20 protein-coding genes and 1 pseudogene are annotated in these 24037 nt (G+C 58.5%); 8 read left to right on the forward strand and 13 right to left on the reverse strand.

Features of this window, described 5'->3' with window-relative positions:
• Positions 1-17 precede the first annotated feature (17 nt).
• Entirely contained in the window at positions 18-1421 is a 1404-nt protein-coding gene (locus ACK83U_RS05685; protein ID WP_112337457.1) for a DegQ family serine endoprotease, read from the forward strand.
• Positions 1418-2734, forward strand: a complete 1317-nt coding sequence (locus ACK83U_RS05690; RefSeq protein ID WP_112337456.1) for a replication-associated recombination protein A — start codon at positions 1418-1420, stop codon at positions 2732-2734. Before ACK83U_RS05685 ends, ACK83U_RS05690 begins: the two co-directional genes overlap by 4 nt.
• A 32-nt stretch (positions 2735-2766) precedes the next feature.
• Here the strand turns inward: ACK83U_RS05690 and ACK83U_RS05695 are convergent, their stop codons facing one another.
• The 6 genes from ACK83U_RS05695 to ACK83U_RS05720 form a co-directional block, all read right to left on the reverse strand.
• Entirely contained in the window at positions 2767-3075 is a 309-nt protein-coding gene (locus tag ACK83U_RS05695) for a DUF1883 domain-containing protein (protein ID WP_112337455.1), read from the reverse strand.
• A 94-nt stretch (positions 3076-3169) separates the two neighbouring features.
• On the reverse strand, positions 3170-3439 hold the full coding sequence (locus tag ACK83U_RS05700; RefSeq protein WP_112610053.1) for a hypothetical protein: 270 nt from the start codon (positions 3437-3439) through the stop codon (positions 3170-3172).
• A 32-nt stretch (positions 3440-3471) separates the two neighbouring features.
• Positions 3472-3666 (reverse strand): hypothetical protein, encoded by a 195-nt coding sequence (locus ACK83U_RS05705; protein ID WP_162708076.1) that lies wholly within the window; start codon positions 3664-3666, stop codon positions 3472-3474.
• A 144-nt stretch (positions 3667-3810) separates the two neighbouring features.
• The gene (gene dapA / locus ACK83U_RS05710) at positions 3811-4752 is read right to left on the reverse strand and encodes a 4-hydroxy-tetrahydrodipicolinate synthase (RefSeq protein ID WP_112610057.1); all 942 of its coding nucleotides are present in this window, start codon (positions 4750-4752) and stop codon (positions 3811-3813) included.
• 12 nt (positions 4753-4764) lie between these two features.
• The gene (locus ACK83U_RS05715; protein ID WP_041677368.1) at positions 4765-4992 is read right to left on the reverse strand and encodes a hypothetical protein; all 228 of its coding nucleotides are present in this window, start codon (positions 4990-4992) and stop codon (positions 4765-4767) included.
• Positions 4993-5171: 179 nt separating this feature from the next.
• On the reverse strand, positions 5172-6188 hold the full coding sequence (locus tag ACK83U_RS05720) for a 2-dehydropantoate 2-reductase (protein ID WP_112610059.1): 1017 nt from the start codon (positions 6186-6188) through the stop codon (positions 5172-5174).
• A 314-nt stretch (positions 6189-6502) separates the two neighbouring features.
• Between ACK83U_RS05720 and ACK83U_RS05725 the strand changes: the two genes are divergently transcribed.
• The 4 genes from ACK83U_RS05725 to ACK83U_RS05740 are packed head-to-tail and all read left to right on the forward strand — an operon-like array spanning position 6503 to position 10686.
• Positions 6503-7951 carry a hypothetical protein gene (locus ACK83U_RS05725; RefSeq protein ID WP_112610061.1) on the forward strand — a complete coding sequence of 483 codons (1449 nt, stop codon included), beginning with the start codon at positions 6503-6505 and terminating at the stop codon, positions 7949-7951.
• Entirely contained in the window at positions 7929-8747 is an 819-nt protein-coding gene (locus tag ACK83U_RS05730) for a hypothetical protein (protein WP_112610063.1), read from the forward strand. The genes ACK83U_RS05725 and ACK83U_RS05730 overlap by 23 nt, the downstream gene beginning before the upstream one ends.
• Positions 8747-9679, forward strand: coding sequence for a hypothetical protein (locus ACK83U_RS05735; protein WP_112610065.1), 933 nt, complete (start codon positions 8747-8749; stop codon positions 9677-9679). The genes ACK83U_RS05730 and ACK83U_RS05735 overlap by 1 nt, the downstream gene beginning before the upstream one ends.
• On the forward strand, positions 9673-10686 hold the full coding sequence (locus tag ACK83U_RS05740; RefSeq protein WP_112610067.1) for an OmpA family protein: 1014 nt from the start codon (positions 9673-9675) through the stop codon (positions 10684-10686). Before ACK83U_RS05735 ends, ACK83U_RS05740 begins: the two co-directional genes overlap by 7 nt.
• Before the next feature lie 18 nt (positions 10687-10704).
• On the opposite strand, the gene ACK83U_RS05745 is transcribed toward ACK83U_RS05740, so the two are convergent.
• Complete coding sequence (locus ACK83U_RS05745; RefSeq protein ID WP_112610069.1) at positions 10705-12327, reverse strand: ABC-F family ATP-binding cassette domain-containing protein; 1623 nt, start codon at positions 12325-12327, stop codon at positions 10705-10707.
• A 313-nt stretch (positions 12328-12640) separates the two neighbouring features.
• Here ACK83U_RS05745 and ACK83U_RS05750 point away from each other — a divergent pair, with 313 nt between their 5' ends.
• Positions 12641-13759 carry an alpha/beta fold hydrolase gene (locus ACK83U_RS05750; RefSeq protein WP_412474803.1) on the forward strand — a complete coding sequence of 373 codons (1119 nt, stop codon included), beginning with the start codon at positions 12641-12643 and terminating at the stop codon, positions 13757-13759.
• A 90-nt stretch (positions 13760-13849) separates the two neighbouring features.
• Here ACK83U_RS05750 and ACK83U_RS05755 read toward each other — a convergent pair whose 3' ends face one another.
• A complete protein-coding gene (locus tag ACK83U_RS05755) occupies positions 13850-14773 on the reverse strand; it encodes an acyltransferase family protein (RefSeq protein ID WP_412474804.1) in 924 nt (307 codons plus the stop codon).
• Here ACK83U_RS05755 and ACK83U_RS05760 point away from each other — a divergent pair, their 5' ends adjacent.
• Positions 14774-15034, forward strand: a complete 261-nt coding sequence (locus tag ACK83U_RS05760) for a hypothetical protein (RefSeq protein WP_112610077.1) — start codon at positions 14774-14776, stop codon at positions 15032-15034.
• A 222-nt stretch (positions 15035-15256) separates the two neighbouring features.
• On the opposite strand, the gene ACK83U_RS05765 is transcribed toward ACK83U_RS05760, so the two are convergent.
• The 5 genes and pseudogenes from ACK83U_RS05765 to ACK83U_RS05785 form a co-directional block, all read right to left on the reverse strand.
• Positions 15257-16582 carry an SIR2 family protein gene (locus tag ACK83U_RS05765; RefSeq protein ID WP_112610079.1) on the reverse strand — a complete coding sequence of 442 codons (1326 nt, stop codon included), beginning with the start codon at positions 16580-16582 and terminating at the stop codon, positions 15257-15259.
• 129 nt (positions 16583-16711) lie between these two features.
• Positions 16712-20508, reverse strand: a pseudogene (locus ACK83U_RS05770) (vitamin B12-dependent ribonucleotide reductase).
• 775 nt (positions 20509-21283) lie between these two features.
• A complete protein-coding gene (gene gpt / locus ACK83U_RS05775; protein WP_015339639.1) occupies positions 21284-21781 on the reverse strand; it encodes a xanthine phosphoribosyltransferase in 498 nt (165 codons plus the stop codon).
• Positions 21782-22096: 315 nt separating this feature from the next.
• The gene (locus ACK83U_RS05780) at positions 22097-22942 is read right to left on the reverse strand and encodes a universal stress protein (protein ID WP_112610083.1); all 846 of its coding nucleotides are present in this window, start codon (positions 22940-22942) and stop codon (positions 22097-22099) included.
• A 235-nt stretch (positions 22943-23177) separates the two neighbouring features.
• The gene (locus ACK83U_RS05785) at positions 23178-23933 is read right to left on the reverse strand and encodes a competence/damage-inducible protein A (RefSeq protein ID WP_112610085.1); all 756 of its coding nucleotides are present in this window, start codon (positions 23931-23933) and stop codon (positions 23178-23180) included.
• Positions 23934-24037 lie beyond the last annotated feature (104 nt).

The raw sequence follows: 24037 nt of genomic DNA on the forward strand, positions 1-24037 counted from the left end.
TAAAAAGGGAAATTTCTATGCATGTCTTCCTGAAGCGCACTGCCGTTTCGATGATTGCCCTCGTCATGGCGATGCCGCTTTCCGCTGAGGCTCAAACGGCAAAGACGCTGCCGCAAAGCCAGACGCAGATGCAGCTTTCCTTCGCTCCGCTGGTCAAGCAGACCTCCGGCGCCGTAGTGAATGTCTATGCCGAGCGTGTGGTGCAGCGTCAGTCGCCCTTCGCCGGCGATCCCTTCTTCGAGCAGTTTTTCGGTCAGCGCATGCCGAATCGCACCGAGAAGCAGTCTTCACTCGGCTCCGGCGTCATCGTGGAGGCGAATGGCACCGTCATCACCAACAACCACGTCGTCGATGGTGCTGACGATATCAAGATCGCGCTTTCGGACGGCCGCGAATTTCCCTGCAAGGTCGTACTGAAGGACGATCGCGTCGATCTCGCCGTCTTGAAGATCCAGTCGAAGAACGAGAGCTTCCCGGTTCTGCCGCTCGGCAATTCCGACGGCATCGAGGTCGGTGATCTCGTGCTCGCAATCGGCAATCCCTTCGGCGTGGGCCAGACGGTCACGAGCGGTATCGTCTCGGCGCTTGCCCGTAACCAGGTCAAGAACGAGGTCGGCTTCTTCATCCAGACCGATGCCTCGATCAACCCTGGCAATTCGGGCGGTGCGCTCGTCAACATGACCGGCGAGCTGATCGGGCTGAATACGGCGATCTTCTCCCAAGGGGGTGGCTCCAACGGTATCGGCTTTGCCATCCCCGCCAATCTGGTCAAGGTCTTCCTTGCCGCTGCCGATCGCGGCGACAAAGCCTTCGAGCGCCCCTATATCGGCGCCTCCTTCGAGCCGGTGACATCGGACGTCGCCGAAGCACTCGGCCTCGACAAGGTGCGCGGTGCGTTGGTAACGAAGGTGGTCGATGGCGGGCCTGCGGCCAAGGCCGGCCTCAAGCCCGGCGAAGTGATCACAGCCCTGAACAATATCTCAATCGAGCATCCCGATGCGCTCGGCTATCGCCTGACGACGGCCGGTCTCGGCGCGACGGTGGCATTGACGGTGCTGGATAACGGAAAGGAACATCAGGCCACGATGACGCTGGCCGCAGCGCCCGAATCGACACCGCGCGACGAGCGGGTGATCGACGGCAACAATCCTTTCTCCGGCGCGACCGTTGCCAATCTCTCGCCGCGCGTTGCCGATGATCTCCATATGCCGCCGGATTCCACCGGCGTCGTCATCGAGAGCCTGAAGCAGAACTCGCCGGCTGACCGGCTTGGTTTTGCCGCCCGCGATATCGTCATCTCCATCAATGGCGTCGCGATCAACACCACGGAAATCCTTCAGAAGACCGTCACGTCAAACCCCAGCTTCTGGCGCGTCGAGATCGAGCGTGACGGCCAGCGTATCAGGCAGTTCTTCCGATGAGCGATGATCTGTTTGCACCGCGGATACCGGAGGAGGTCGCCAACAAGCGGCCTCTCGCCGATCGCCTGCGGCCGCAAACACTGGCCGAAGTCACCGGTCAGGAACATCTGACCGGCGAGGATGGTGTATTGCGTCGGATGATCGAGGCGGGTTCGCTTGGATCGATGATCTTCTGGGGACCGCCCGGCACCGGCAAGACGACCGTTGCAAGGCTGCTTTCGGGCGAGGCGGGCCTCGCCTTCGAACAGATTTCGGCAATCTTCTCCGGCGTGGCCGATCTGAAGAAGGTGTTCGAGGCGGCGCGTCTGCGCCGCATGGATGGCCGCCAGACCCTGCTGTTCGTCGACGAGATACATCGCTTCAATCGCGCGCAGCAGGATAGCTTCCTGCCTGTGATGGAGGACGGTACTGTCATTCTTGTGGGAGCGACGACCGAAAATCCATCCTTCGAACTCAACGCCGCTCTTTTATCCCGCGCCCGTGTCCTGACCTTCCATTCGCACGACGAGGAAAGTCTGGAAGAGCTGCTGCGCCGGGCCGAGACCGTGGAGGGCAAGCCGCTGCCGTTGACGGAGGATGCCCGTGCCAGCCTGATCCGCATGGCGGATGGCGATGGCCGCTCGGTGCTGACGCTGGCGGAAGAGGTCTGGCGTGCCGCGCGCAAGGACGAGCTTTTCGATCCCGATATGCTGGTCAAGATCGTCCAGCGCCGCGCTCCGGTCTATGACAAGGCGCAGGATGGGCATTACAATCTGATTTCTGCGCTGCATAAATCGGTTCGTGGCTCCGACCCGGACGCCGCGCTCTATTATCTCGCCCGCATGTTCGATGCCGGCGAGGATCCGCTTTATCTCGGACGCCGGCTGGTGCGCATGGCGGTGGAGGATATCGGGCTTGCCGATCCGCAGGCTCTGGTTATCTGCAATGCTGCCAAGGATGCCTATGATTATCTCGGGTCGCCTGAGGGTGAATTGGCGTTGGCGCAGGCCTGCGTCTATCTCGCCACCGCCCCGAAATCCAACGCCGTCTACACGGCCTTCAAGGCGGCGACCCAGGCCGCCAAGCAGAATGGCTCGCTGCTGCCGCCGAAACACATCCTGAACGCGCCCACGAAGCTGATGCGCACGGAAGGCTATGGCGACGGCTATCGCTACGATCACGACGAGCCGGATGCTTTTTCAGGGCAGAATTACTTTCCGGAGAAGATGGGTCGCCAGACCTTCTACGATCCGCCGGAACGGGGCTTCGAGCGTGAAATCCGCAAGCGGCTGGATTGGTGGGCGAAGCTGCGTAAGGAGCGTGGCGAGCGCTAGTCCATATATCACCTGGCGGTGACGGATTGCCGCTATGCTTTTTGCATGCGTGGAACGGTTACCCTGTCCACCATTTTGACGCTCGATTCCGCCAGGCTCTTATGACCTTCCATATCGACCACCAGATGCCAATGGCCAGCCTCCGGAATGACCAGCCGTATCGGCGATTTCTTGGCAACGCCGCCGAGAAACTGATGCTTCAGCGTTTCGGTGAAGCGCTCGAAATTCGAGCCGTTCATCAGCCTGACATTGGCAATGGCCGAGAGCGTGATTTCGATCACCGTTCCGGCGCGCTGTTCTCCGAGATCGTAGTGGCTATAGCGGAAGGCAGGCTTCGACATTGTCTTCTGTTCTATGGATATCTGGCGAAAGCTTACCTTGGGGCGGTTAAGGAAGCGTTCGGCGGGATATTGTCGAAGCCTGCCAAGGGCAAGTTCAGTGCAGGTTTGACGGGGCGAGGGTAAAGCCATCCAGATCGAGGATGGCGCCTTCGGGTGCCAGGCAGATGTCGGCCGGATTGTGGTTACATTCCTCGGCGGCGAAGTGGAGGGCCGCCGCTTCATTGCGGAACAGACCGCCAACGAGGCCTTGCCGGTCCTGAACGATCCAGCTGCCGCGGCGGTCACGACCGATGATGAAACGCGCCGGCGCCGGAGCGAGCGGGCTGTGGGCCGAGCGACGTTGAAGATGTTGTGCGTTTGCCATTGTTATTTCCTCTTGGATCTCTTCGATTTCACTCAGTGTCCGGTCAGATGCAGCCCCATTTGCAGGGCGGCGGCGACCAGGAGGACAAGTCCGAGGCGCGGAGCGACGGAGCGAATTCCGTCCAGCAATGCGTCCGAAGAGAAGTGACGCTCGTCGCGCGCAAACGCGACGGCGCGAGGGCGTTGGAGAGGGTCGGCAGATAGGCCGACTTGTCTGTAGCGTGACATCATGGTTCCTTTCAGTGTCACCAGCACTACGGGTCCGATAAGACTATTTCCGGTGCTACGCTGTTGAATCTATGAGGGGGCTGCTAGGTTTTCCATTTGCCTGAAACGGCAAAAATATAAAAATCTCATAGGGATGAAGCGATTTCACAATCCCCGGCGATAGGTATGGCGCGAGGCAAACCGGCCGCTGCCATCAAGCTGAAACGGAGCAACTGCCGCCTGGATGGCCGCGGCTGTCTCAGTGCCGACGCCGACCAATGGCAGGCGAACTTCCGCTTCGATATCTCTGGCTAGTGACAAGGCATGCTTGATCGTCGCCGGCTCACTCTCGCGGGCGAGTGCGTTGAACAATGGCTGCAGGCGCTCGTCGATGGATCGGGCAGCGCTGATGTTGCCGCACGCGGCCGCATGCTGCATGGATCGAAAGAGGCGTGGGACGATATTGGCCGCACTGGAGAAGCATCCATGACCGCCCGCAGCCGTGAAGCCGAGCGCATTGGCGTCGTTGGATGTGAACAGGCCGAACCGCTCCGGCAGGAAGGGCCGCCAGAGGTCGACGCGCGAGATATAGCAGCCGTCGTCGGCGATCCCGATAATCCCTCGAATTTCGGCAAGCCGCGCGACCGTTGTCGAAGCGAGGTCGACGGCGGTATGCGATGGCTGATTGTGGATGATGATCGGCAGTTCGGTCCGCGCCGCCAGCTGCTCGAAATGGTGGATGATCCCTTTTTGCGTCGGCTTGGAATAATAGGGCACCGTCACGAAGGCCGCATCCGCGCCAAGGCGCTGTGCCTGTATCGTTTCCTCCAGCGTCGTCTTCGTGTCGTTGGTTCCGGTCGCGACGATGACCGGCACCTTGTCTTCGGAAAGCTCGACACATATCTCGATGGCTCTCACGCGTTCGGCCTCGGTCAGCGTCGGGCCTTCGCCGGTCAGCGAACAGACGAGAAGCCCATCGATCCCGCTTAGCAGCTGCCACTCGATATGAGCCATCATATCGACGCCATCGAAAACGCCGTCGCGAAAAGGCGCGACGAGGGCGGTGATCGCACCGCCGACACGCCTTCGAAAAGTCGGTCTACTCATGTCTGTGAAATCTCAGAGATAATGCAGCACGATGAAAAGCTCGAGGGCGCCGAGCAGCAGGCCGAAGGCGAGCATGGCCTGAAAGGTGCGCTTTTCCCGAACCTGGCGCGAGCGAGGCTGGTTCTTACGCGGTCTCTTCGTTGTTTCAGCCGATGCCGGAATGCGATGATGCTTCTCGTCGCTGTTATGAACGAGAACACGGATGGATTCCGTGAGATTGGGTGCGTGCGTGTCGAGCATGGGATCTATCTCCATATTCCACCGCAAGTGTAGAGCCGGGTCCCATAGGAAATCCATTCAGGGCCAAAGACGAAGAAGTAAGTGGAATATAAAGAACCGACATGCCAGGAATTCCTCCGGAAGCTGGCCCGTGGATCGCTGCCGGAGGATCGAAAAGCTGGCTGGCGTAGTCGACCCGCCTACTCGGCGCCTTGCTGGTTCTTGCGGTCGAGCTGCCTCACCAGCGCCAGGATGGTCGTCGAGACCGGCGTCGGTATATTCACGAGCTTTCCGAGCGAGACGACGACGCCCACGAGAGGCGTGATTTCCAACGCCTTGCCGGCAAGTAGATCCTGCAGCATCGAGGTGCGGACGGGTCCGATCTGACGGGAACGCTCAAGACGTTCCTCCACGGACATGGCGATGTGCGATCCCAGAGCCTCGGCAACGGCTTTTACCTCGCTCATCACCTGACCAACCATAGTCGCAAGCGCGGGATCGTCCATGATATCGGACATCAATCCGCGGGTGAGCGCGCTGATCGGATTGAAGGCGGCGTTGCCCATGAGCTTGCTCCAGATATCGTCGCGAATGCGCGAGGAAATCGAAACATTGACGCCGGCCCGCTGCAGCAGCGCAGCAATGGCTTCGATATCGCCCGTCGTCTCTCCCGAAGGTTCACCAAGGATGAAATGTCCGTTGTTGGCGAGCTTGACCTCGCCGGGTGCGACGACTTCCGCTCCCTGATAGGCGACGCAGCCGATGACGCGCTCCGGCCCGATCAGATGCCAGAGATCGCCGTTCGGGTCGAGCTCTTCTATCTGGTGTTCGGCGTAACCGCTCTGGCTATCCCGGTGAAAATACCACCATGGTACGCCGTTGAGGATCATGACGACGCGCGTGCCAGAATGTAGCAATTTCGCAATGCCCGGAGCGGCTGCGCCAAGCTGATGACCTTTGAGGCCGGTGATGACGAGATCCTGTGGCGGCAACTCGCCTGAATCCGAGGTTGCTGTCATCTGCGCAACGATAGGACTGTCCGCATCCGCTTCCCACAGGCTTATGCCGCCAGCGCGAATAGCCTCCAGATGGACTCCGCGCGCCACGACGGAAATCTTGGTCTGGCTTTCTTTGGGGGAGGCGAGCTTGGCCGCGATCGCACCGCCGAGTGCGCCGGCGCCGTAGACACAGATGTTCTTGAAGGGAGAGGACGTCATGACTTGATGCTCCGAACGAAGTCGCATGCCCCTGCCAAGATATGGCGGGACCGTAATTTGGCGAGTGGTTTATCCGATTACCGGCAGTTGAAACTGAAAATGGCGTAGCCTTTCGACACACTACGGGTCTCTCGCAATTTCACCATGCTTGTGCGGCTTGAATAAGAGGCTTTTTTATTCGGCGTAGGCTTGGGCTAGTCTTTACCACAATCACATCCTAACCTCTGCCACATCGCTCTGGACCGCGGACAACCGGTGCGATATCGATCTCTCAATTGTCCTTTCTAAGTTGATGAATTCGCCGGGGAAGATCGTTGCGTTTCGAAGCCCTCAACCGTCTCTGGGATAGCGTTCGAGAGACCAGCCATGATTTCCGTGCGTCGACAGACGTTTTTCCCGTCGTCGATATCGAAAAGCTAGGTGCGACCCTCGACCTGAAGGAAAAGGGAGCCGCCGCCGGGCGTCAGAACCGGCCGCCGCCGGATGCGCAATCGCATGATGAGACGGAGCAGCGCATCGTCGCCTGGGTCGAGGCGGAGAAGAAAAGCTCCTACCAGATCCTTGAAGACCAGTTCCAGACCTTCGACAGCCGCTTGCGTAACCTCGATTTCGAGGGGCAGTTCGGGCTGATCCGCCAGGCGAACGCGTCAAGCGTCTCGGATTTCAAGGCGGAAGTGGCAAGCGGCGTCGACGAGCTTCACGGCCTGCGCCGCAAGCTGAAGACGGCCGAGGACGAGATGGTGGGCTTCAAGGCCAGGCACAAGCTGCAGCGGGCCGCCAAGGTTTCCAGCCGTGCGGCATGGGGCTTCAAGGTCTCGCTGATCGTCTTCCTCGTGCTCATCGAAATGGTGATGAACGGCAGCTTTCTGGCCAAGGGAAGCGAGCAGGGTCTCGTCGGTGGTGTAACCGAGGCGGCCGCCTTCGCCTTCCTGAACATCGGCACAGCGCTGATGTTTTCTTTCTTCTGCGTGCGTTTTCTGGTGCATCGCTCCTATGCACTGAAGCTGCTCGGTCTGTTGGGGCTTGTCGCCTATGTCGCCGTGGCCTTCGGGATCAACATTGCGCTGGCGCATTATCGCGAGGTCTCCGCGACGATCCTGAGCGGAGCCGGTGCCGAGGTGATTCAGCGTCTGAAGGCAGCACCGCTCGGGCTGCAAGAGCTGAACTCGTGGATGCTCTTTGCCATTGGTGTGATGTTCTCGCTCGTCGCTTTCATCGACGGCTGTTATCTGACGGACCCCTATCCGGGTTTTGCCGGCGTGCAGAAACGTCTCGATGCCGCGAGGGACAATTATATCGACCGCAAGCTTGATCTGATCGAAGATCTCCGCGAGATCCGCGACGAGCACAACAGCAAGATCGAGGAGATCATTCGCGACCTCTCGCTGCGCCGGCAGGAAACGGCTGCCATAATCGCGCATCGCGCCAGGACCGCAGGTCTCTTTGCCGAACACCAGAACCATCTTGAGCGCGCCGCCAATGTGCTGCTCACCTCCTATCGCGATGCGAACCGTGCTGCGCGAACAGAGGCGGAGCCACCCTATTTCAAAACCGCTTACAAGATGGAGCGCCTGGCACCTGTCATTCGCACCGAAGAAGAATGGGACGACAAGGTACTCGGCGCACGCATCCAGAGCGCCCAGGCGGAATTGTCGGAGCAGATCAAGCGGATCGGCGACGAATTCGAGCGCGCCATCGAGAAATACCATCAGCTCGACAATCTTTTCCCGGAGAGCATCCTTGGCGCGACGCAAGCGGCGTAGCCGGCGCGGCGGATCCGCCGGCCTCATCATCGCAACGGTTTGTCTCGCCGTCCTGTCCCTCGGGATAGTCGGCGCCTATGGCTGGCTGCGCTACAAGGCAAGCGGCAATGTCGCCGTTGACCAGGCGTCTCTCTGCCCGATTGATGGCCCGAAAGCGGAAACGGCCATCCTCCTCGATGTTACAGATCCGATCGCCGATGCGACGGCGCTCGATCTGCGCAACCAGTTCCAGAAGATCGTTGCGGATGTGCCAATCGGCGGCGCGATCGATATCTATGCGCTCACTGAGAAGGAAGGGGAGCTGATCCAGACCTTCCATGGCTGCAATCCTGGAAGCGGCGCGAATGTCGACGAATGGACCAGCAATCCGCGTCTGGCGCAGGCGCGGTGGGAGAAGGGCTTCCAGAAGCCGCTCGCTGATATCGCCGGCAAGCTGACCGCGGGCGAGTCCGGCAGGCTGTCGCCGATCATGGCAGCCATCCAGAAAATCAATCTGGAGGTCTTCGCCAACGCGCCGGCAGGCTTGCCGAAGCGCCTCTACATCGCCTCTGACATGATCGAGCACACCGCCGCCTTCTCTAATTACAAGGATGGCGTCTCCTATCAGAAATACCAGAACAGCCCTGCGAGCGACCGCTTTCGCACGTCACTGAGCGGTGTCACGGTCAAGATTCTCGCCTTTCAAAGGCCCAACATGAAGTTCACCATGGAAGATCTTGCGAATTTCTGGGCGCAGTGGATCAAGAACAACAAGGGTGATTTTGGCGGCTTCGTGCGGCTGGAGGGGATACGCTGATGGCCAATACCGATGCCAGATATCTCATCCGGGATTACGGGCCGATGGTGCTTTTCGCCTCCATCACCGTCGGCGGCATGATCTTCATCTGGTCGTCGAAGCTCATGGGTTGGTCGCTGCCCATCGTGACCGGCGTGCCGCTCGTGCTGATGGGGGTCTACTTTATCGTGTCGCTGGCCGTTGCCGGGTTCCGGCTGCACAACGAGCAGGCGGGCGACAACCTCTATTACATGGGTTTTCTCTTCACCCTCTCGAGCCTTGGCGTATCGCTCTATCTCTTTGCTGGCGAAACATCGATCGAGACCATCGTCCGCAATTTCGGCATTGCCGTCACCTCGACCATTGCCGGCGTGACGCTGCGCATTCTCTTCAACCAGATGCGGAGAGATCCGATCGACATCGAGCGCAGCGTGCGCCATGAGCTTGCCGAGATGACGCGGCGCGTGCGCACCGAACTCGATTCCTCGTCGCGTGAATTCTCGCATTACCGGCGCGTCAGCAACCAGATGCTCTCCGAAGGGTTCGAGGAGATCGCGCGGCAGGCCGAACGCAATGGCCAGGAGATCAACAAGATCCTGGAAATGCTGGCGAAGCAGGCCGTGACGCCGATCAACGATGCCGCCGCGCAGCTGACGGCGACGACCTCGCAGCTGTCCGAGATCATCGGCACGTTCGGCGCCGCCGTCGAGAATGTTGGCAGGAAGCTCGACGAGATCCGCGCGCCGGAGGATGTCGTGCGCGCCGAGCTGGCACCGGCCATCGCCGCCATCAGGGAGATGTCGGAGGCGCAATTGCAGCCATTGCGCAATATCGAGCTGGCGCTCGGTCGCGTGGCCGAAGCGATGGGGCAAACGCCGCTGCCGAAGCCCGATGGCGATATCGCTGCTGAGCCCGAAGTCGTGCAGCGAAAACGCTGGTGGCATCTATGGTAGCTGGAGGCTCGGACAACGCGCCGAAACTGGAGCACAGGGGCTATAATCGTGGCCTCATCCTTGGCCTGACGATGGCCGAATCCATGCTGCTTCTGGTCTTCTGCCTGCTGCTCGTGGCCGCCGCCATGATTTCCGCGGAGAGAAACAAGCGCTACGAGGTCGAGCGGAAGCTTGAGAAAGTCGAGCAACAGGTCGCAGTGCTGGAGAAGAAGCGGGCGGAGCAGGCGGCCGAGATTGTGCTTCTCCAGTCCAAGGTCGTCTCCGGCGATCTCACAGCGGCCGACAAGGCGGTGGTAGACAAGCAATGGCGGGAGCTGGTGCTGGCGAAAGAAGCGCTAGATAGCGTGACGGACCAGGGCGCAACCCCGGCCGATCTGCAATCGCTGTCCAAGGTCGCGGCCGTTCTGAGGGAGCATGGCATCTCGCTCGCGACAGCCCCCGATGCGGTCAATAAGCTTCTGGCCACCAATGGCGGCGGGAACGGCATGCACGACTGGCCGCCCATCATCAATCTCGACGATGCCAAGAAGAACTATTTCCAATCCGGAAGCGCCGAGCTCACAGGCACTTTCGCACAGTTGCTCAGCACGACGATTACAGATGAAATCGCCAGCAACCTGAGCCTCTACGGCGCCAATATCGTCGAGGTGATCGGCCACACCGACGAGCAGCCGGTGGCGCGCGAAAAATCCAATCTCGACGATACGATCATCAGTGCCATGGATGGCAAGCTGCCCGTATCGGCCCTGCTGCCCGCGGATAATGCCGGCCTTGGCCTTGCCCGCGCCATTGCCGTAGCCAATGTGCTGAAGGCCAATTCGAAGCTGAAGGATGCCACGATCCTGCCGATGTCCGCCGCGCAGCTGATCCTGCCCGGCGATACCGTCACTTCGGGCCAGCGCGGCGCCGTCGAGGCACGACGCCGCATCGAAATCCGTGTGCGGGGCAGGACGGCCCCCGTTGCCGTCATCAATGCCGGTGCCGCGCCCTCAACGAACACGCAATAGTGCTGGTTCGGCTTGTCATCAGCTTCTGAGGCCGGGTGCTTCGTAACCGGTGCGCTCCACATATTCCGTGTAGCCGCCGGCATATTGGTGAATGCCTTCCGGCGTCAGCTCCAGAACGCGATTGGAGAGCGCTGCCAGGAAATGCCGGTCGTGCGAGACGAACAGCATCGTGCCTTCATATTGCGACAGCGCCTCGATCAGCATTTCCTTGGTATCGAGATCGAGATGGTTGGTCGGCTCGTCGAGCACCAAAAGGTTCGGCGGATCGAAAAGCATGATCGCCATGACAAGCCGCGCCTTCTCGCCGCCCGACAATACGCGGCACTTCTTTTCGACATCGTCGCCAGAGAAGCCGAAGCAGCCGGCAAGGGCTCTCAGGGAGCCTTGGCCTGCCTGCGGAAAATCATGTTCGAGCTGCTGAAATACGGTGCGCTCTCCATCCAGCAGATCCATGGCGTGCTGAGCGAAATAGCCCATCTTCACGCTGGCGCCGAGCGCCACGCTGCCTTCATCCGGCTGTGCCGAGCCGGCAACCAGCTTCAGAAGCGTGGATTTGCCGGCACCGTTGATGCCCATGATGCACCAGCGCTCGCGCCGGCGTACCATGAAATTAAGCCCTTCATAGATGGTGCGGCTGCCATACTTCTTGTGAACGTTCTTCAGCACGGCCACGTCTTCACCCGAGCGCGGCGCCGGCTGGAATTCGAACGCAACGGTCTGGCGGCGCTTCGGCGGCTCGACGCGATCGATCTTTTCCAGCTTCTTCACGCGGCTCTGCACCTGCGAAGCATGCGATGCGCGCGCCTTGAAGCGCTCGATGAACTTGATTTCCTTGGCAAGCATCGCCTGCTGGCGTTCGAACTGCGCCTGCTGCTGCTTTTCGTTCTGAGCGCGCTGCTGCTCGTAGAATTCATAGTCGCCCGAATAGCTGGTGAGATTACCTGCATCGATTTCGATGATCTTGGTGACGATGCGGTTCATGAACTCGCGGTCGTGCGAGGTCATCAGCAGCGCGCCTTCATAGCCCTTCAGGAAGGATTCGAGCCAGATCAGGCTTTCGAGATCGAGGTGGTTGCTCGGCTCGTCGAGCAGCATGACGTCGGGACGCATCAAGAGGATGCGGGCCAGTGCCACACGCATCTTCCAGCCGCCAGACAGCGCGCCGACATCGCCGTCCATCATCTCCTGGCTGAAGCTCAGGCCCGCCAGTACTTCGCGAGCGCGGCCTTCGAGCGCATAGCCATCGAGCTCTTCATAACGCGCCTGCACTTCGCCATAGCGCTCGATGATCTCATCCATCCTGTCGGCCTGGTCCGGATCGCTCATCGCTGCTTCGAGTTCGCGAAGTTCGGCGGCAACGGCGCTGACGGGACCGGCACCTTCCATCACTTCCGCGACGGCACTGCGCCCCTCCATCTCGCCGACATCCTGATTGAAGTAGCCGATGGTGACGCCCTTATCGACGGAAACCTGCCCCTCGTCGGGCTGCTCCTGTCCGGTAATCATCCGGAAAAGCGTCGTCTTGCCGGCGCCGTTCGGCCCGACGAGACCGACGCTCTCGCCTCTGTTGAGGGCAGCGGATGCCTCGATGAAGAGGATGCGATGGCTGTTCTGTTTGCTGATATTCTCGATACGAATCATGGTTACGCGAGGCCCGAAGAAAGTTTTTCGGGGGCCTTATGCCACGGGTCGGGCGTTCTGTCGCAGCTTTTCGGGCGGAGATGTAAGATCGATCGCGAACTGACGTTCAAGGGCGACAATTTCCGGTCCGCCTATTTGCCATACGGGAGAGAAACTTTCGCCGGGCGACGGATTCTGCCCACGCGTTCGTTCAAGCAGCATGACTTCCAGCAGCAGGATAGGCGCTTGATCGGATCGCCGGCTGTCTTCCGCGTGGTTGGAAGTCGCTATATTCATTGTCATCCGTCTCAGCCGAGTTTTACAGATGAAGATTATGAGAAGCATTCAGGGCCGGGTTTGCGCCCGACTGACGATCGCAGCGCTGATCGCCATCGGCATGTCGGGCGAAGCTCAATTGGCCAATGCGACTTCCGAACACCAGCGGCTCAACGAACCAGTCAAGGAGATCGCGGATCAACGCCTGCTCCTCGACACGCCTGATGGCAAAGGGGAGCTGCCCATCTACGCGGATCATGCGATCGAAGCGGCATCGCCCGATGTGACGAAGGTGCTGATCATAATTCACGGCACGCTCCGAAATGCCGATGCCTATTACGCCGCCGGAGAGGAACTGCTCGCGAAGGCGGGGGATCTCGCCGATGGTACGATGGTAGTCGCACCGCAATTCCTGATAGGGCCTGACGTGGACGCGTTCTCACTAAATGCGCAGACGCTCGCCTGGACGCAGAATGGCTGGAAAGGCGGTGAGGCCGCGCGCCAGCCGGCGCCGATCAGTTCTTTTGCCGCGCTTGATGCCCTGCTCAAGCATTTCGCCGATCGTCGGTTGTATCCGTCTCTGAAGACCATCGTGGTGATGGGACATTCGGCAGGAGCACAATTGGTCCAGCGTTATGCCGTGGCCGCAAGAGAGATCGAAGATTTGACGAGCGCCGGCATCTCCGTCCGCTACCTCGTCGCCAATCCCTCGAGCTATCTCTATTTCGACAACGAACGACCGGCCCTGCAAGATCAGCAGGCCGGGTTGGCATCGTGCCCAAAGGCGACGCAATGGCGATATGGTCTGACCGGCGCACCGCCTTACGTGTCCACACAGGATCCGAAACTCCTCGAAAACAGATATGCCGCGCGCAATGTCGTCTATCTGCTGGGGCAGGCGGACACGAATCCCTACACCCATTTCATCGATCGCTCCTGCGGAGCAATGGCGCAGGGACCGTATCGGCTCGCGCGCGGGCTGACCTATTTCGACTATATGAGACAGCGGCATCCATCCGATCTCAATCAGAAGGTCGTCGAGGTGCCGGGCGTGGGACATGATGACGAAGCGATGTTCACATCGGATTGCGGCATTGCTCTTCTGTTCGATCGCCCGGTGCCGCAATCCTGCCCCGTTATCGATGCGACTGCAAAAGTATCCGGAGCGGTGCCGTAAGTTTTCTAGAGTGGTCGATCCGCATCGCGATCACATGCAGGTGGTGAGGCTTTTGGGGTCCAGAGTGATCCGACCGTCCACTTTCATGCTTCAGTTGCGATAGGCCGGCCGCGGGCGCGACGATCTGATTTTTCGTTGTATCGGACGCTCAATGCCCAAGTAGAAAACGATGGCAAAGGCCAGCGAACCCAATGCGATAGGCATAGGCTGCATATCGTGCGGCACCCCGAGGCGCAAAAGCAGCGCCGTGACCAGGATGCCCGTCAGGACGTGCCAAACGTAGATGGAATAGGAGGCATCCCCCAGGAAGTGCAGGAATGCCAGCTGCGGCACGCCTCGTTCCCGCTCGGCGAAAACGGCGCCCGATAGTAGCAACATTGCCGGTATGCCCCAGCGCACGGCGCGTTCCAGATGGATCAGCGGGTCACTCGCAACGAGCAGCACGACCCCGATGATCATCAAGCCTATGGCGACGCGAAAGGGCAGCCGATATCCTTGCTTCCACAGATGCCCGATGACGATTCCAGCGGCGAATTCCAGAATGATAGGCTGCGTAAAAATGCTGGCATACCCGTAGGGCAGCAGGAAATGCGCAATGACGACGGCCCCCAGGATCACGATCAGGAGCCATAGCCGACGGAACTCCGGCAGGAGCAATGAAACCGAAAAGATAAGATAGAAGAACATCTCATAGGATAGGGTCCAGCCTTGTTCGACGACGGGTTGGAGCGCTTCATCCTTGATAATAGGCACGAAAAACAACGAGCCCAACAGATTGCCGACGCTCGAATTCGTGTCGAAGAAGAACTGCGGTTTCAACACGGCCACGGCGAATGTTGCCAATGTCGCAATCCAGTAAAGCGGCACGATCCTGATGATCCGGCGCCACATGAATTCCTGCGGGCCGATCGGTTTTCCAACCGTCGTAACCCACATGATAAAGCCGCTGATGACGAAGAATATATCGACGCCTGCCGCCCCGATCTTGAAGTTCAGGCCGTATGTTTCGCTCACATGGAAGCAAAGGACGGAGATCGCCGCGATGGCGCGCAGATACTGGATGCTCGTGATATCGTTGCCGGTTTTCAGGATGGTGCCTCCTGCGACTGGACTACTATCGCCGATGCCCTGATGGCCGATTTAGCAATAGAATGCGTCGAAAGGCCGGATACTCATGCGAAATGGCTTGGAGTACGGCAGATATGGCTGGTGGCAACAATTTCAATCAAAATGGATGATTTCCCGCCATTTCGTGTTCGAAATCGGGAGATCTGAGCTGGGGGCCTGTTGCGGTAAACTTGGGCTCTTCCTCATGCGGGAGAGGCCTGGCAATTTAGAAAATTCTATAGCCATCGGCGACGATATTCCTGACCGATGCTTGGCTTCAGAAGATAGCCGCCTTTAGGGTGATGAGGCAGCGAAGATATTTATCTATTAATCGATGCCGTCCCATACCCTCATAGAGCTGGCTCCGGTCGCAAGCGTAAGCAATTAATGCTAAACGTAAGGGATATGCTCCGGAGTGAGACCCTCACCAATTTTTGCGGTTATTCTTTCTATTTCTTCCAGCACTGCGCTTGGAATTCGTTTTCGAGCGAGACGAAGCGCCTTAGGAACACTATCTATGTCTTTCGTGAAGCATAGATCAACTAAAGGAGGCGTGTTATTTTCATTGGTTGTTAGTAGAAGAAGGAGGCCGTTTTGATATCCGCGACAGTAACAAGCATCCCAATAGTTTGATTCGGAAGCATATGTATTAACTTTTGTCTCATAGGTCTCGACAAGATATCTAACGCGCTCCGAATTGTAGTATTCACCACTCGAGCGCGTGTCCTTGATCCTCATAAGTGCGTCTTGGAGTCCGTCTTGGTAAGATAACACCAGGGTCATGATTGGCTTGCGCGTTTCAATAAATATATCCGCTGCACAATTATGCGCCTCATTGACATATAGAAGAAAATCCTCACAAAAATTAAATCTCTCCTCATCTATTATCTGATGATGTGTAGAAAGATTCTCGTTGATATGTAAGCGTAATTGCTCCAGAAAAAATGATCCGTCTGTTTTTATTGGAATGAGATTTAAGTTTAGGGACTTTAAGTAATTATAATCTATAGTTGGCGATACGAAATAAGAAGAGCGCGAGAATTTTCCCATAATTTTGTTAAGTGATTTTATTATTGATAAATAATTTGAATCCCTTAATGAATATCCTATATATATTACTGTCTTTGTTGATAGTAGCGTTTTGAGATACGCCCCCAACGATCCCTTTTCCAAGCGATGCAGCGCTTTCTTATAGTCATCTTTTGTTGCGACAATCGAGCCAGCATTGCTGATTGATCCATGTATTTTAATCAGGCGACGACTAGAGCTTTCTATAAATGGCAGATCTTGATCGTAAACAAATGGGCGGAGTCCGCTTTCCTCCTCGAAGAAATCGTCCCAGTTTGTTGTGATCACATCTTCGATCATATAAAGCGGTCGTAACGCTCTATGGAACCGGGTCATTGGGACATAGAATCCACGAAAAGAACGAAAATATTCAATTCGCTCTCGTATCTTCTTTATAAGATTAATTCGTCCATCGACCCTGCCGCAATACTCCGTCATTAAAGATGGAAAATCTAAGCTTGTATCTGAGACGCCCATCTCTGCCTGAATCTGTTCGTAAAATGTCGTTTTGCAATAAGTCCGATTCTCGGTGCTGATTCCGGCACCCGCAAATATGACGCATCTACCCGCCACTAATCTATCCAGGAGATCTGGTGGCAAACTAAATTCTATTTCATTGCGACAAAAGGCACAGCCGCACTCAGACATTGATCTTCGCTCGAAACGGCGCCGCCGATTAAAACGATGACGGTGCTTGGTGGTCGGCTAAACTGAGCCGGACAATATGGCTCAGTTCAGCCCAGGATGACATTATCGCCGCAGAGTAAAGGCGAGAAATCAAGAGCAGCCGCTCGTTGCCCCACACGTGTCGCACTTCTCGCAAGTTCCATTCCGGACCATCGTGAAGTTCTGGCACTCGGTGCACATGTTGCCGGTATAGCCCTGCATGATGGAGCGGGCGCGGCGTTCGGATTCCAGCTTCTTGGCTTCCGTCTTGGCATTGGCAGCTTCACTTGCCGCGTTGTCGCTGAAGAGACCTGTCGCGGATTCGGAGATGACTTCCTCCGCGATCTCTTCGGCCAGTTCCTTCGCACGCTCCTCATAATCGCGCTTGAAGGCGACGACTTCGGAGGTCGCGACGGAGCTTGCCGGTTCCAGCTTGCGGACCGTGTTGCCGGCAAAGGCGGTTACGGTCGAGAGCGAGGCAGCGCGGGCAGGAGCGGCCGTTGCCGAACCCTTGGCGTCTGCCGAACGCTCGCCCGATGTCTGAACCAGCGTCGGCTTGTAGCCGCGGGTCAGGCCCTTGGAGACGACATCGGCCTTGCCTTCGGAAACACCGCGGCCGAGCGCCGTGTTGTTGAAGTCGGACGTGTCGACATGGGCGAGGTCGTGGCGGCCGAGATAAGAGATCGCCAGTTCGCGGAACACGTAGTCGAGGATCGACGTGGCGTTCTTGATGGCGTCGTTGCCAGTCACGATGCCGGCCGGCTCGAACTTGGTGAAAGTGAAGGCATCGACATACTCTTCGAGCGGCACACCAACTGCAGGCCGAGCGAGACGGAGATCGCGAAGTTGTTGATGAAGGCGCGCAGAGCCGAGCCTTCCTTGTTCATATCAAGGAAGATTTCGCCGAGACGGCCGTCGTCATATTCGCCGGTGCGCAGGAAGATGGTGTGACCGCCGATCTTGGCTTTCTGGGTGTAACCCTTGCGGCGGCTCGGCAGTTTTTCCTGCGTGCGGATGACCTTCTCGATGACGCGCTCGACGATCTTTTCCGTGATGGTGACAGCCTGTGCAGCTGCCGGAGCCTGCAGGAATTCCTCCAGCGCATCCTCATCGCTGTCATCCTCGATCAGCGAGGCGTTCAGCGGCTGGCTGAGCTTGGAGCCGTCGCGATAGAGCGCGTTGGCCTTGAGACCCAGCTTCCAGGACAGCATGTAGGCGTTCTTGCAATCCTCGACGGTTGCTTCGTTGGCCATGTTGATCGTCTTGGAGATGGCGCCCGAGATGAAGGGCTGCGCTGCCGCCATCATGCGGATGTGGCTTTCGACCGAGAGATAGCGCTTGCCGATCTTGCCGCAGGGGTTGGCGCAATCGAAGACAGCCAGATGTTCATTCTTCAGGAACGGCGCACCTTCCAGCGTCATCGCACCGCAGACATGGATGTTCGCGGCCTCGATGTCCTTCTTGGAGAAGCCGAGATGGTCGAGCAGGTTGAAGCTCATGTCGGCCATCTGCTCGTCGGAAACCTTCAGCGTGCCCTTCAGGAAGTCGGCGCCGAGCGTCCACTGGTTGAAGACGAACTTGATATCGAAGGCGCTCTTGAGAGCGGCGTTGACGGCATCGACCTTCTCAGCGGTAAAGCCCTTGGCCTTCAGCGTCGATGGGTTGATGGCCGGAGCCTGGTTCAGGTTGCCGTGGCCGACAGCGTAGGCCTCGATCTCGGCGATCTGGCTTTCGGAATAGCCGAGCGTCCGCAGCGCTTCCGGAACGGCGCGGTTGATGATCTTGAAGTAGCCGCCGCCGGCGAGCTTCTTGAACTTCACCAGGGCGAAGTCCGGCTCGATGCCGGTCGTGTCGCAATCCATGACGAGACCGATCGTGCCGGTCGGCGCGATCACGGTTGCCTGGGCGTTGCGGTAGCCGTGCTTTTCGCCGAGTTCCAGCGCCTTGTCCCAGGCAGCCTTGGCATGGGCGACGAGATCCTGGTCCGGATTGTCGGAGTGGATCAGCGCCACCGGATTGACCGACAGGTTCTCATAGCCCGAGGTCTCGCCATAGGCGGCGCGGCGATGGTTGCGGATGACGCGCAGCATGTTTTCGCGGTTCGGTTTGAACATCGGGAAGGTTCCGAGTTCGGAGGCCATTTCGGCCGAGGTCGCATAGGCGACACCGGTCATGATCGCGGTCAGCGAGCCGGCGATGGCGCGGGCTTCGTCCGAGTCATAGGGAATGCCCGACGACATCAGCAGGCCGCCAATATTGGCGTAGCCGAGGCCGAGCGTGCGGTATTCATAGGAGAGTTCAGCGATACGGCGCGAGGGGAACTGCGCCATCATCACGGAAACTTCGAGAACGACGGTCCAGAGGCGAACGGCGTGTTCGTAATCGGCAATGTTGATGCGCTTCGTCGCGGCGTCCTTGAAGGTCATCAGGTTCAGCGAAGCGAGGTTGCAGGCCGTGTCGTCGAGGAACATGTATTCCGAGCACGGGTTGGACGCGCGGATCGGGCCGGCAGCTGGGCTGGTGTGCCAGTCGTTCATCGTCGTGTTGAAGTGCAGGCCCGGATCGGCCGATGCCCAGGCGGCGTAGGAGATGGATTCCCAGAGGTCGCGGGCCTTCAGCGTCTTGACGACCTTACCGTCCTTGCGGGCGGTCAGGTTCCAGTCGCCATCATTCTCGACGGCGCGCAGGAAGTCATCCTTGATCGAAACCGAGTTGTTGGAGTTCTGCCCGGATACCGTCAGATAGGCTTCCGAATCCCAGTCCGTGTCGTAGGTCTTGAATTCGAGATCCGTATAGCCCTGGCGGGCGAACTGGATAACGCGCTGGACGTAGTTTTCCGGAACCTGATCCTTCTTGGCAGCGCGGATCTCGCGCTTCAGGGCAGGGTTCTTGGCCGGGTCGAAGCAATCGTCATTGTCGCCTTCGCAATTGACCGTCGCCTTCATGATCGCCTTCAGGTGCTTGGCGACGATCTTGGAGCCGGTGACGAGGGCGGCAACCTTCTGCTCTTCCTTGACCTTCCAGTTGATGTATTCCTCGATATCCGGATGGTCGATGTCGACGACCACCATCTTGGCGGCGCGGCGGGTCGTGCCGCCCGACTTGATGGCGCCGGCAGCGCGGTCGCCGATCTTCAGGAAGCTCATCAGGCCCGAGGAGCGGCCGCCGCCGGAGAGCTTTTCGCCCTCAGCACGCAGCATCGAGAAGTTGGAGCCAGTGCCCGAACCGTATTTGAATAGGCGCGCTTCGCGAACCCAAAGGTCCATGATGCCGCCCTCGTTGACGAGATCGTCTTCGACGGACTGGATGAAGCAGGCATGCGGCTGCGGATGCTCATAGGCCGATTTGGACTTGGTGAGCTTGCCGGTGAACGGGTCCACATAATAGTGGCCTTGGCCGGGGCCATCGATGCCATAGGCCCAGTGCATGCCGGTGTTGAACCACTGCGGCGAGTTCGGTGCGACGCGCTGCGTGGCGAGCATATAGGCGAGCTCGTCCTGGAACGCAGAGGCGTCTTCCTCCGACGAGAAGTAGCCGCCCTTCCAGCCCCAATAGGTCCAGGTGCCGGCGAGGCGATCGAAAACCTGGCGCGCATCGGTTTCCGAGCCGCTCTGCTGATCCTTGGGCAGATCCTTCATGGCGGCATCGTCAGGCACGGAACGCCACAGGAAGGAAGGAACGTCGTTTTCCTCGACCTTCTTCAACTTGGCGGGCACGCCGGCCTTGCGGAAATACTTCTGCGCGAGAATGTCGGCGGCGACCTGCGAGAACTGCGCGGGTACATCGATGTTTTCTAGGCGGAACACGATCGAACCGTCAGGATTCTTGATCTCGCTCGTCGCCTTGCGGAATTCGATGTCCGCATAGGGTGACTGGCCGGCCTTCGTAAAACGACGTTCGATGCGCATGGTCCCAATCCTTCATTCGTTGGTGTGCGCCTGCATGAAAACAGGGCGCAAAAATTCTCATTCCGGCATCGCGAATTCAACGCGCAGCCAGCTTCCGATCCGCTCTTTGACAGGAGGTGTCATCCGGAGATGTCTTTCCTGTATCTTGTGGTGATGGTGGCTGCAAACACTAAATATAGTATTAACAGCTTGTTGCCGCCAGTCCCCGCATATATTTTTTCGGCAGCCTCGATACCGGCACAAAAACCCTCACGGCGGGGCACCTGCACAGGTGAAACGCCTTGAATCCAGATCCGATTTCGAATTGAGAACCAGCCCTCGTAACCCCGCCTGGTCCAGTCGCCGCCGCAACGTCGTCCATTAACTTTGAAAGACCCGATTCCGTCAAGGGGTGGTTTGTAATGGATTGCTAACCACAATATCTTGTGGGCTTGCCTGTGGAAACTGGGGAAATGCCAGTAGAGCAAGAGATTCAAGAACTTGAGGGGGGATGCTCGCCCTTCGTGCGACCGTTGGCGCAACAACTATTATCACCGCCGGTGTCGAAAGCGACAAAATTGTGACCGTGACCTCAATGCCATTGGCAGCACGGCAAAATCATGCCGTAGAGCATCATGATTCGCGTGGAAACCCTTGAATCCCACACATTCCCATCAAAGCGACGTCCACTAAATCTAGTGGGCGCCGCAGCGCCCACCTCTATTACCGTTATTCGAATCATATTTTGGCATAGCGATCAGATCGGGCCTGATTCGCGCTGCCGGCAGCCGGCAGATCAGCCGCGATGACCCTTGGCGATCGGCTCCTGATAGGTGAAGCCCATGTCCCAGGGGAAGTAGATCCAGGTATCCTGGCTGACCTCTGTGATGAAGGTGTCGATCGTGGGAACGCCGGTCGGCTTGGCGTAGACGCAGGCGAAATGCGCCTTCGGCAGCAGGGCGCGAACTTCGAGGGCCGTTTTGCCGGTATCGGTGAGATCGTCGATGACGAGGACGCCTTCGCCGCCGTTGACCGACAGCTCTGGTGCGATGCCTTTGAGCAGGTTCATTTCGCCCTGGCTGGAGTAGTCGTGATAGGAGGCGACACAGACCGTCTCGATCAGCCGGATATTGAGCTCGCGAGAGATGATGGCGGCCGGCACGAGGCCACCGCGGGTGATGCAGACGATTGCCTTGAATTCACGGTTGAGGCCGGCAAGCCGCCAGGCAAGGGCGCGCGCATCGCGATGGAACTGATCCCAGGATACGGGAAAGGCTTTATCGGGCAGGGACATGGCAGAAAGCTCCGGGGCATGGAATAATGACGCACCGGCAGCGCCGGCGACCCTGAGCAGACCCCGCGCTGGGCGCGGACCAAGAACCAAATCCGGAACGCGATTCGCTTGCTATCTGCTTGAACAGGATCTCATCCGGGAAAAGCCTGGGCTTTTCGGGATCATGCCCCTTAGACCGCGCGAACGGTTCCCTGGCGGGAATTCTGTCATCGGTCGCTGCTTTCTGCTGGATTTGCTGGCAAAAGGCAATAGCTGCAGGGGGCGCAACCGGTGCACATTCACACCGGTTGCCATAGGAATTGAGTTTTCAGCCGTTCAGCGGGCGAGCAGCGTCATCGCCGTCATCGATTGCAGCAGGGTGCGCGTCGTGCCGCCGAAGATCATCTGCCACAACCAGGAATGCGTATAGGCGCCCATGACAAGAAGGTCGATGCTATCGTCGGCCAGCCGGTTTTCGATGATCTGCGACGGCGTCGATTTGCCGGTGCAGGCTGCCGTCTCGAACTTGGCGCGCACGCCATGGCGCGTCAGCGCCGCGGCTATCCGCACACCGGTTTCCTTGGACGGATGCGGGTCCTTTTCCGATGTGCTGACGGAAAGGATCTCGACCGAATCCGCAGCCTTGAGGAAAGGCAGCGCATCAAAGGTGGCGCGGGCTACTTCCTTGGAGCCGTTCCAGGCGATCAGCACGCGGCGGACGGGCTTCGGCTCCTTGAGAATGTAGGGGATCAATAGCACCGGCCGGCCGCTGTCAAACAGGAAGGTTTCGACATCGACCTGCGTATCGGCATATTTCGACGGGTCCGGCTGCACGGCCACCAGAAGATCGGCGCTGCGCGCGCTTTCGATCAGCGGTTCGGTGCCGTAGCCGACCGAGCTGGCAAAACTGTGCCATTCATAGTCGAGACCGGCGGCCTCCATCTTCGAGCGGAACACCCGTTCGATTTCAACCGCCTGATTATGGGCGACGTCCTGAAGCGCCTGGACCGCGACAGGGTCCGGAATCTCCATCGGCGCCACCAGCGGCACGGTCGAGACGATTTCCGCATGAAGCCCGACGACATGGGCGCCGTGCTCCTTTGCGAGCGCCGCGGAAAATGCGGCAGCGATGCGCGTGTTATCGGGATTGTCGAGAACGGTCACTATCGTTTTGTAGGACATGAAGAGATCTCCCATGCGGAAGGGTTGGATCGGATCATGATATCAGCATTCCGCTACAAGATAATGCTCTGAATGGTCTCAGGGTTCCCCGGAAGTACACGTCTTCGTTGAGAGTCAGGCCTCAGCCGACTGATTTTCGATACAGCGCCGCGCGTCATATATGACGCGCAAAGGTCGCTGTAATACTTTAAGTCTGCTGCATAATTTATCCTTAAATCGCTTTCGATTTAAGGAATTATGCAGTCGCTTTCGACTGCCCGATGGCCTCGATCATCGCGCGCACTTCGGCTGCGACGCTTTCAACCAGTTCGGCGGAACGCCCGCGCACGACGATCTCCGTCGAAAAGAATTGGCCGACATAGCGCGGATAGGAACCGATGCTGGTATCCGGATGCGCCTTCTGGATGAGACCGAGCGGTGTGCCGATCTCGCCCTCGCCGTAGGGGCAGGAAATCGCTGTTGATAGCACCTTTGCGCCGGTCTTCAGCGTCGGGATGACATTGTCGAGCATCGCCTGGAAGACCTGCGGCACGCCGGCCATGACATAGACATTGCCGATGTTGAAGCCGGGAGCGGTCGAGACCGGATTGGCAATATGCTTTGATCCCACCGGCATGCGGGCCATGCGCTGGCGAGCCTCGGTGAACTCCATCTCGCGCCGTGCATACATTTCACCCATGATCCGCATGGCTTCGGCGTCATGCTCGCAGGGCACGCCGAAGGCCTTGGCGATGGCATCGGCGGTGATGTCGTCATGGGTCGGGCCGATGCCGCCTGACGTGAAGACGTAATTATATTGGCCGCGCAAGGCATTCAGCGCCGAAACGATTGCGTCCTCGTCATCGGCGACGATGCGGACTTCCTTGAGGTCGATGCCGGCCAGCAGCAGCACGTCGGCGAGATGGCCGATATTCTTGTCCTTGGTCCGGCCGGAGAGCAATTCGTCGCCGATGGCGAGCATGGCGGCTGTGACAATGGTTTCGTTCGACATGAAGATATCCAGGACAATGCGCAGTCGGCGCGTTCAAAAAGGTCCGAGATAGGTAGCGCTGTTTGCAGCGAATGCAAACGCTCCTTTTGCCGGGCCGCTGGTCA

The organism is Rhizobium sp. WW22, from assembly GCF_047041135.1.
Classification (GTDB): Bacteria; Pseudomonadota; Alphaproteobacteria; order Rhizobiales; family Rhizobiaceae; genus Rhizobium.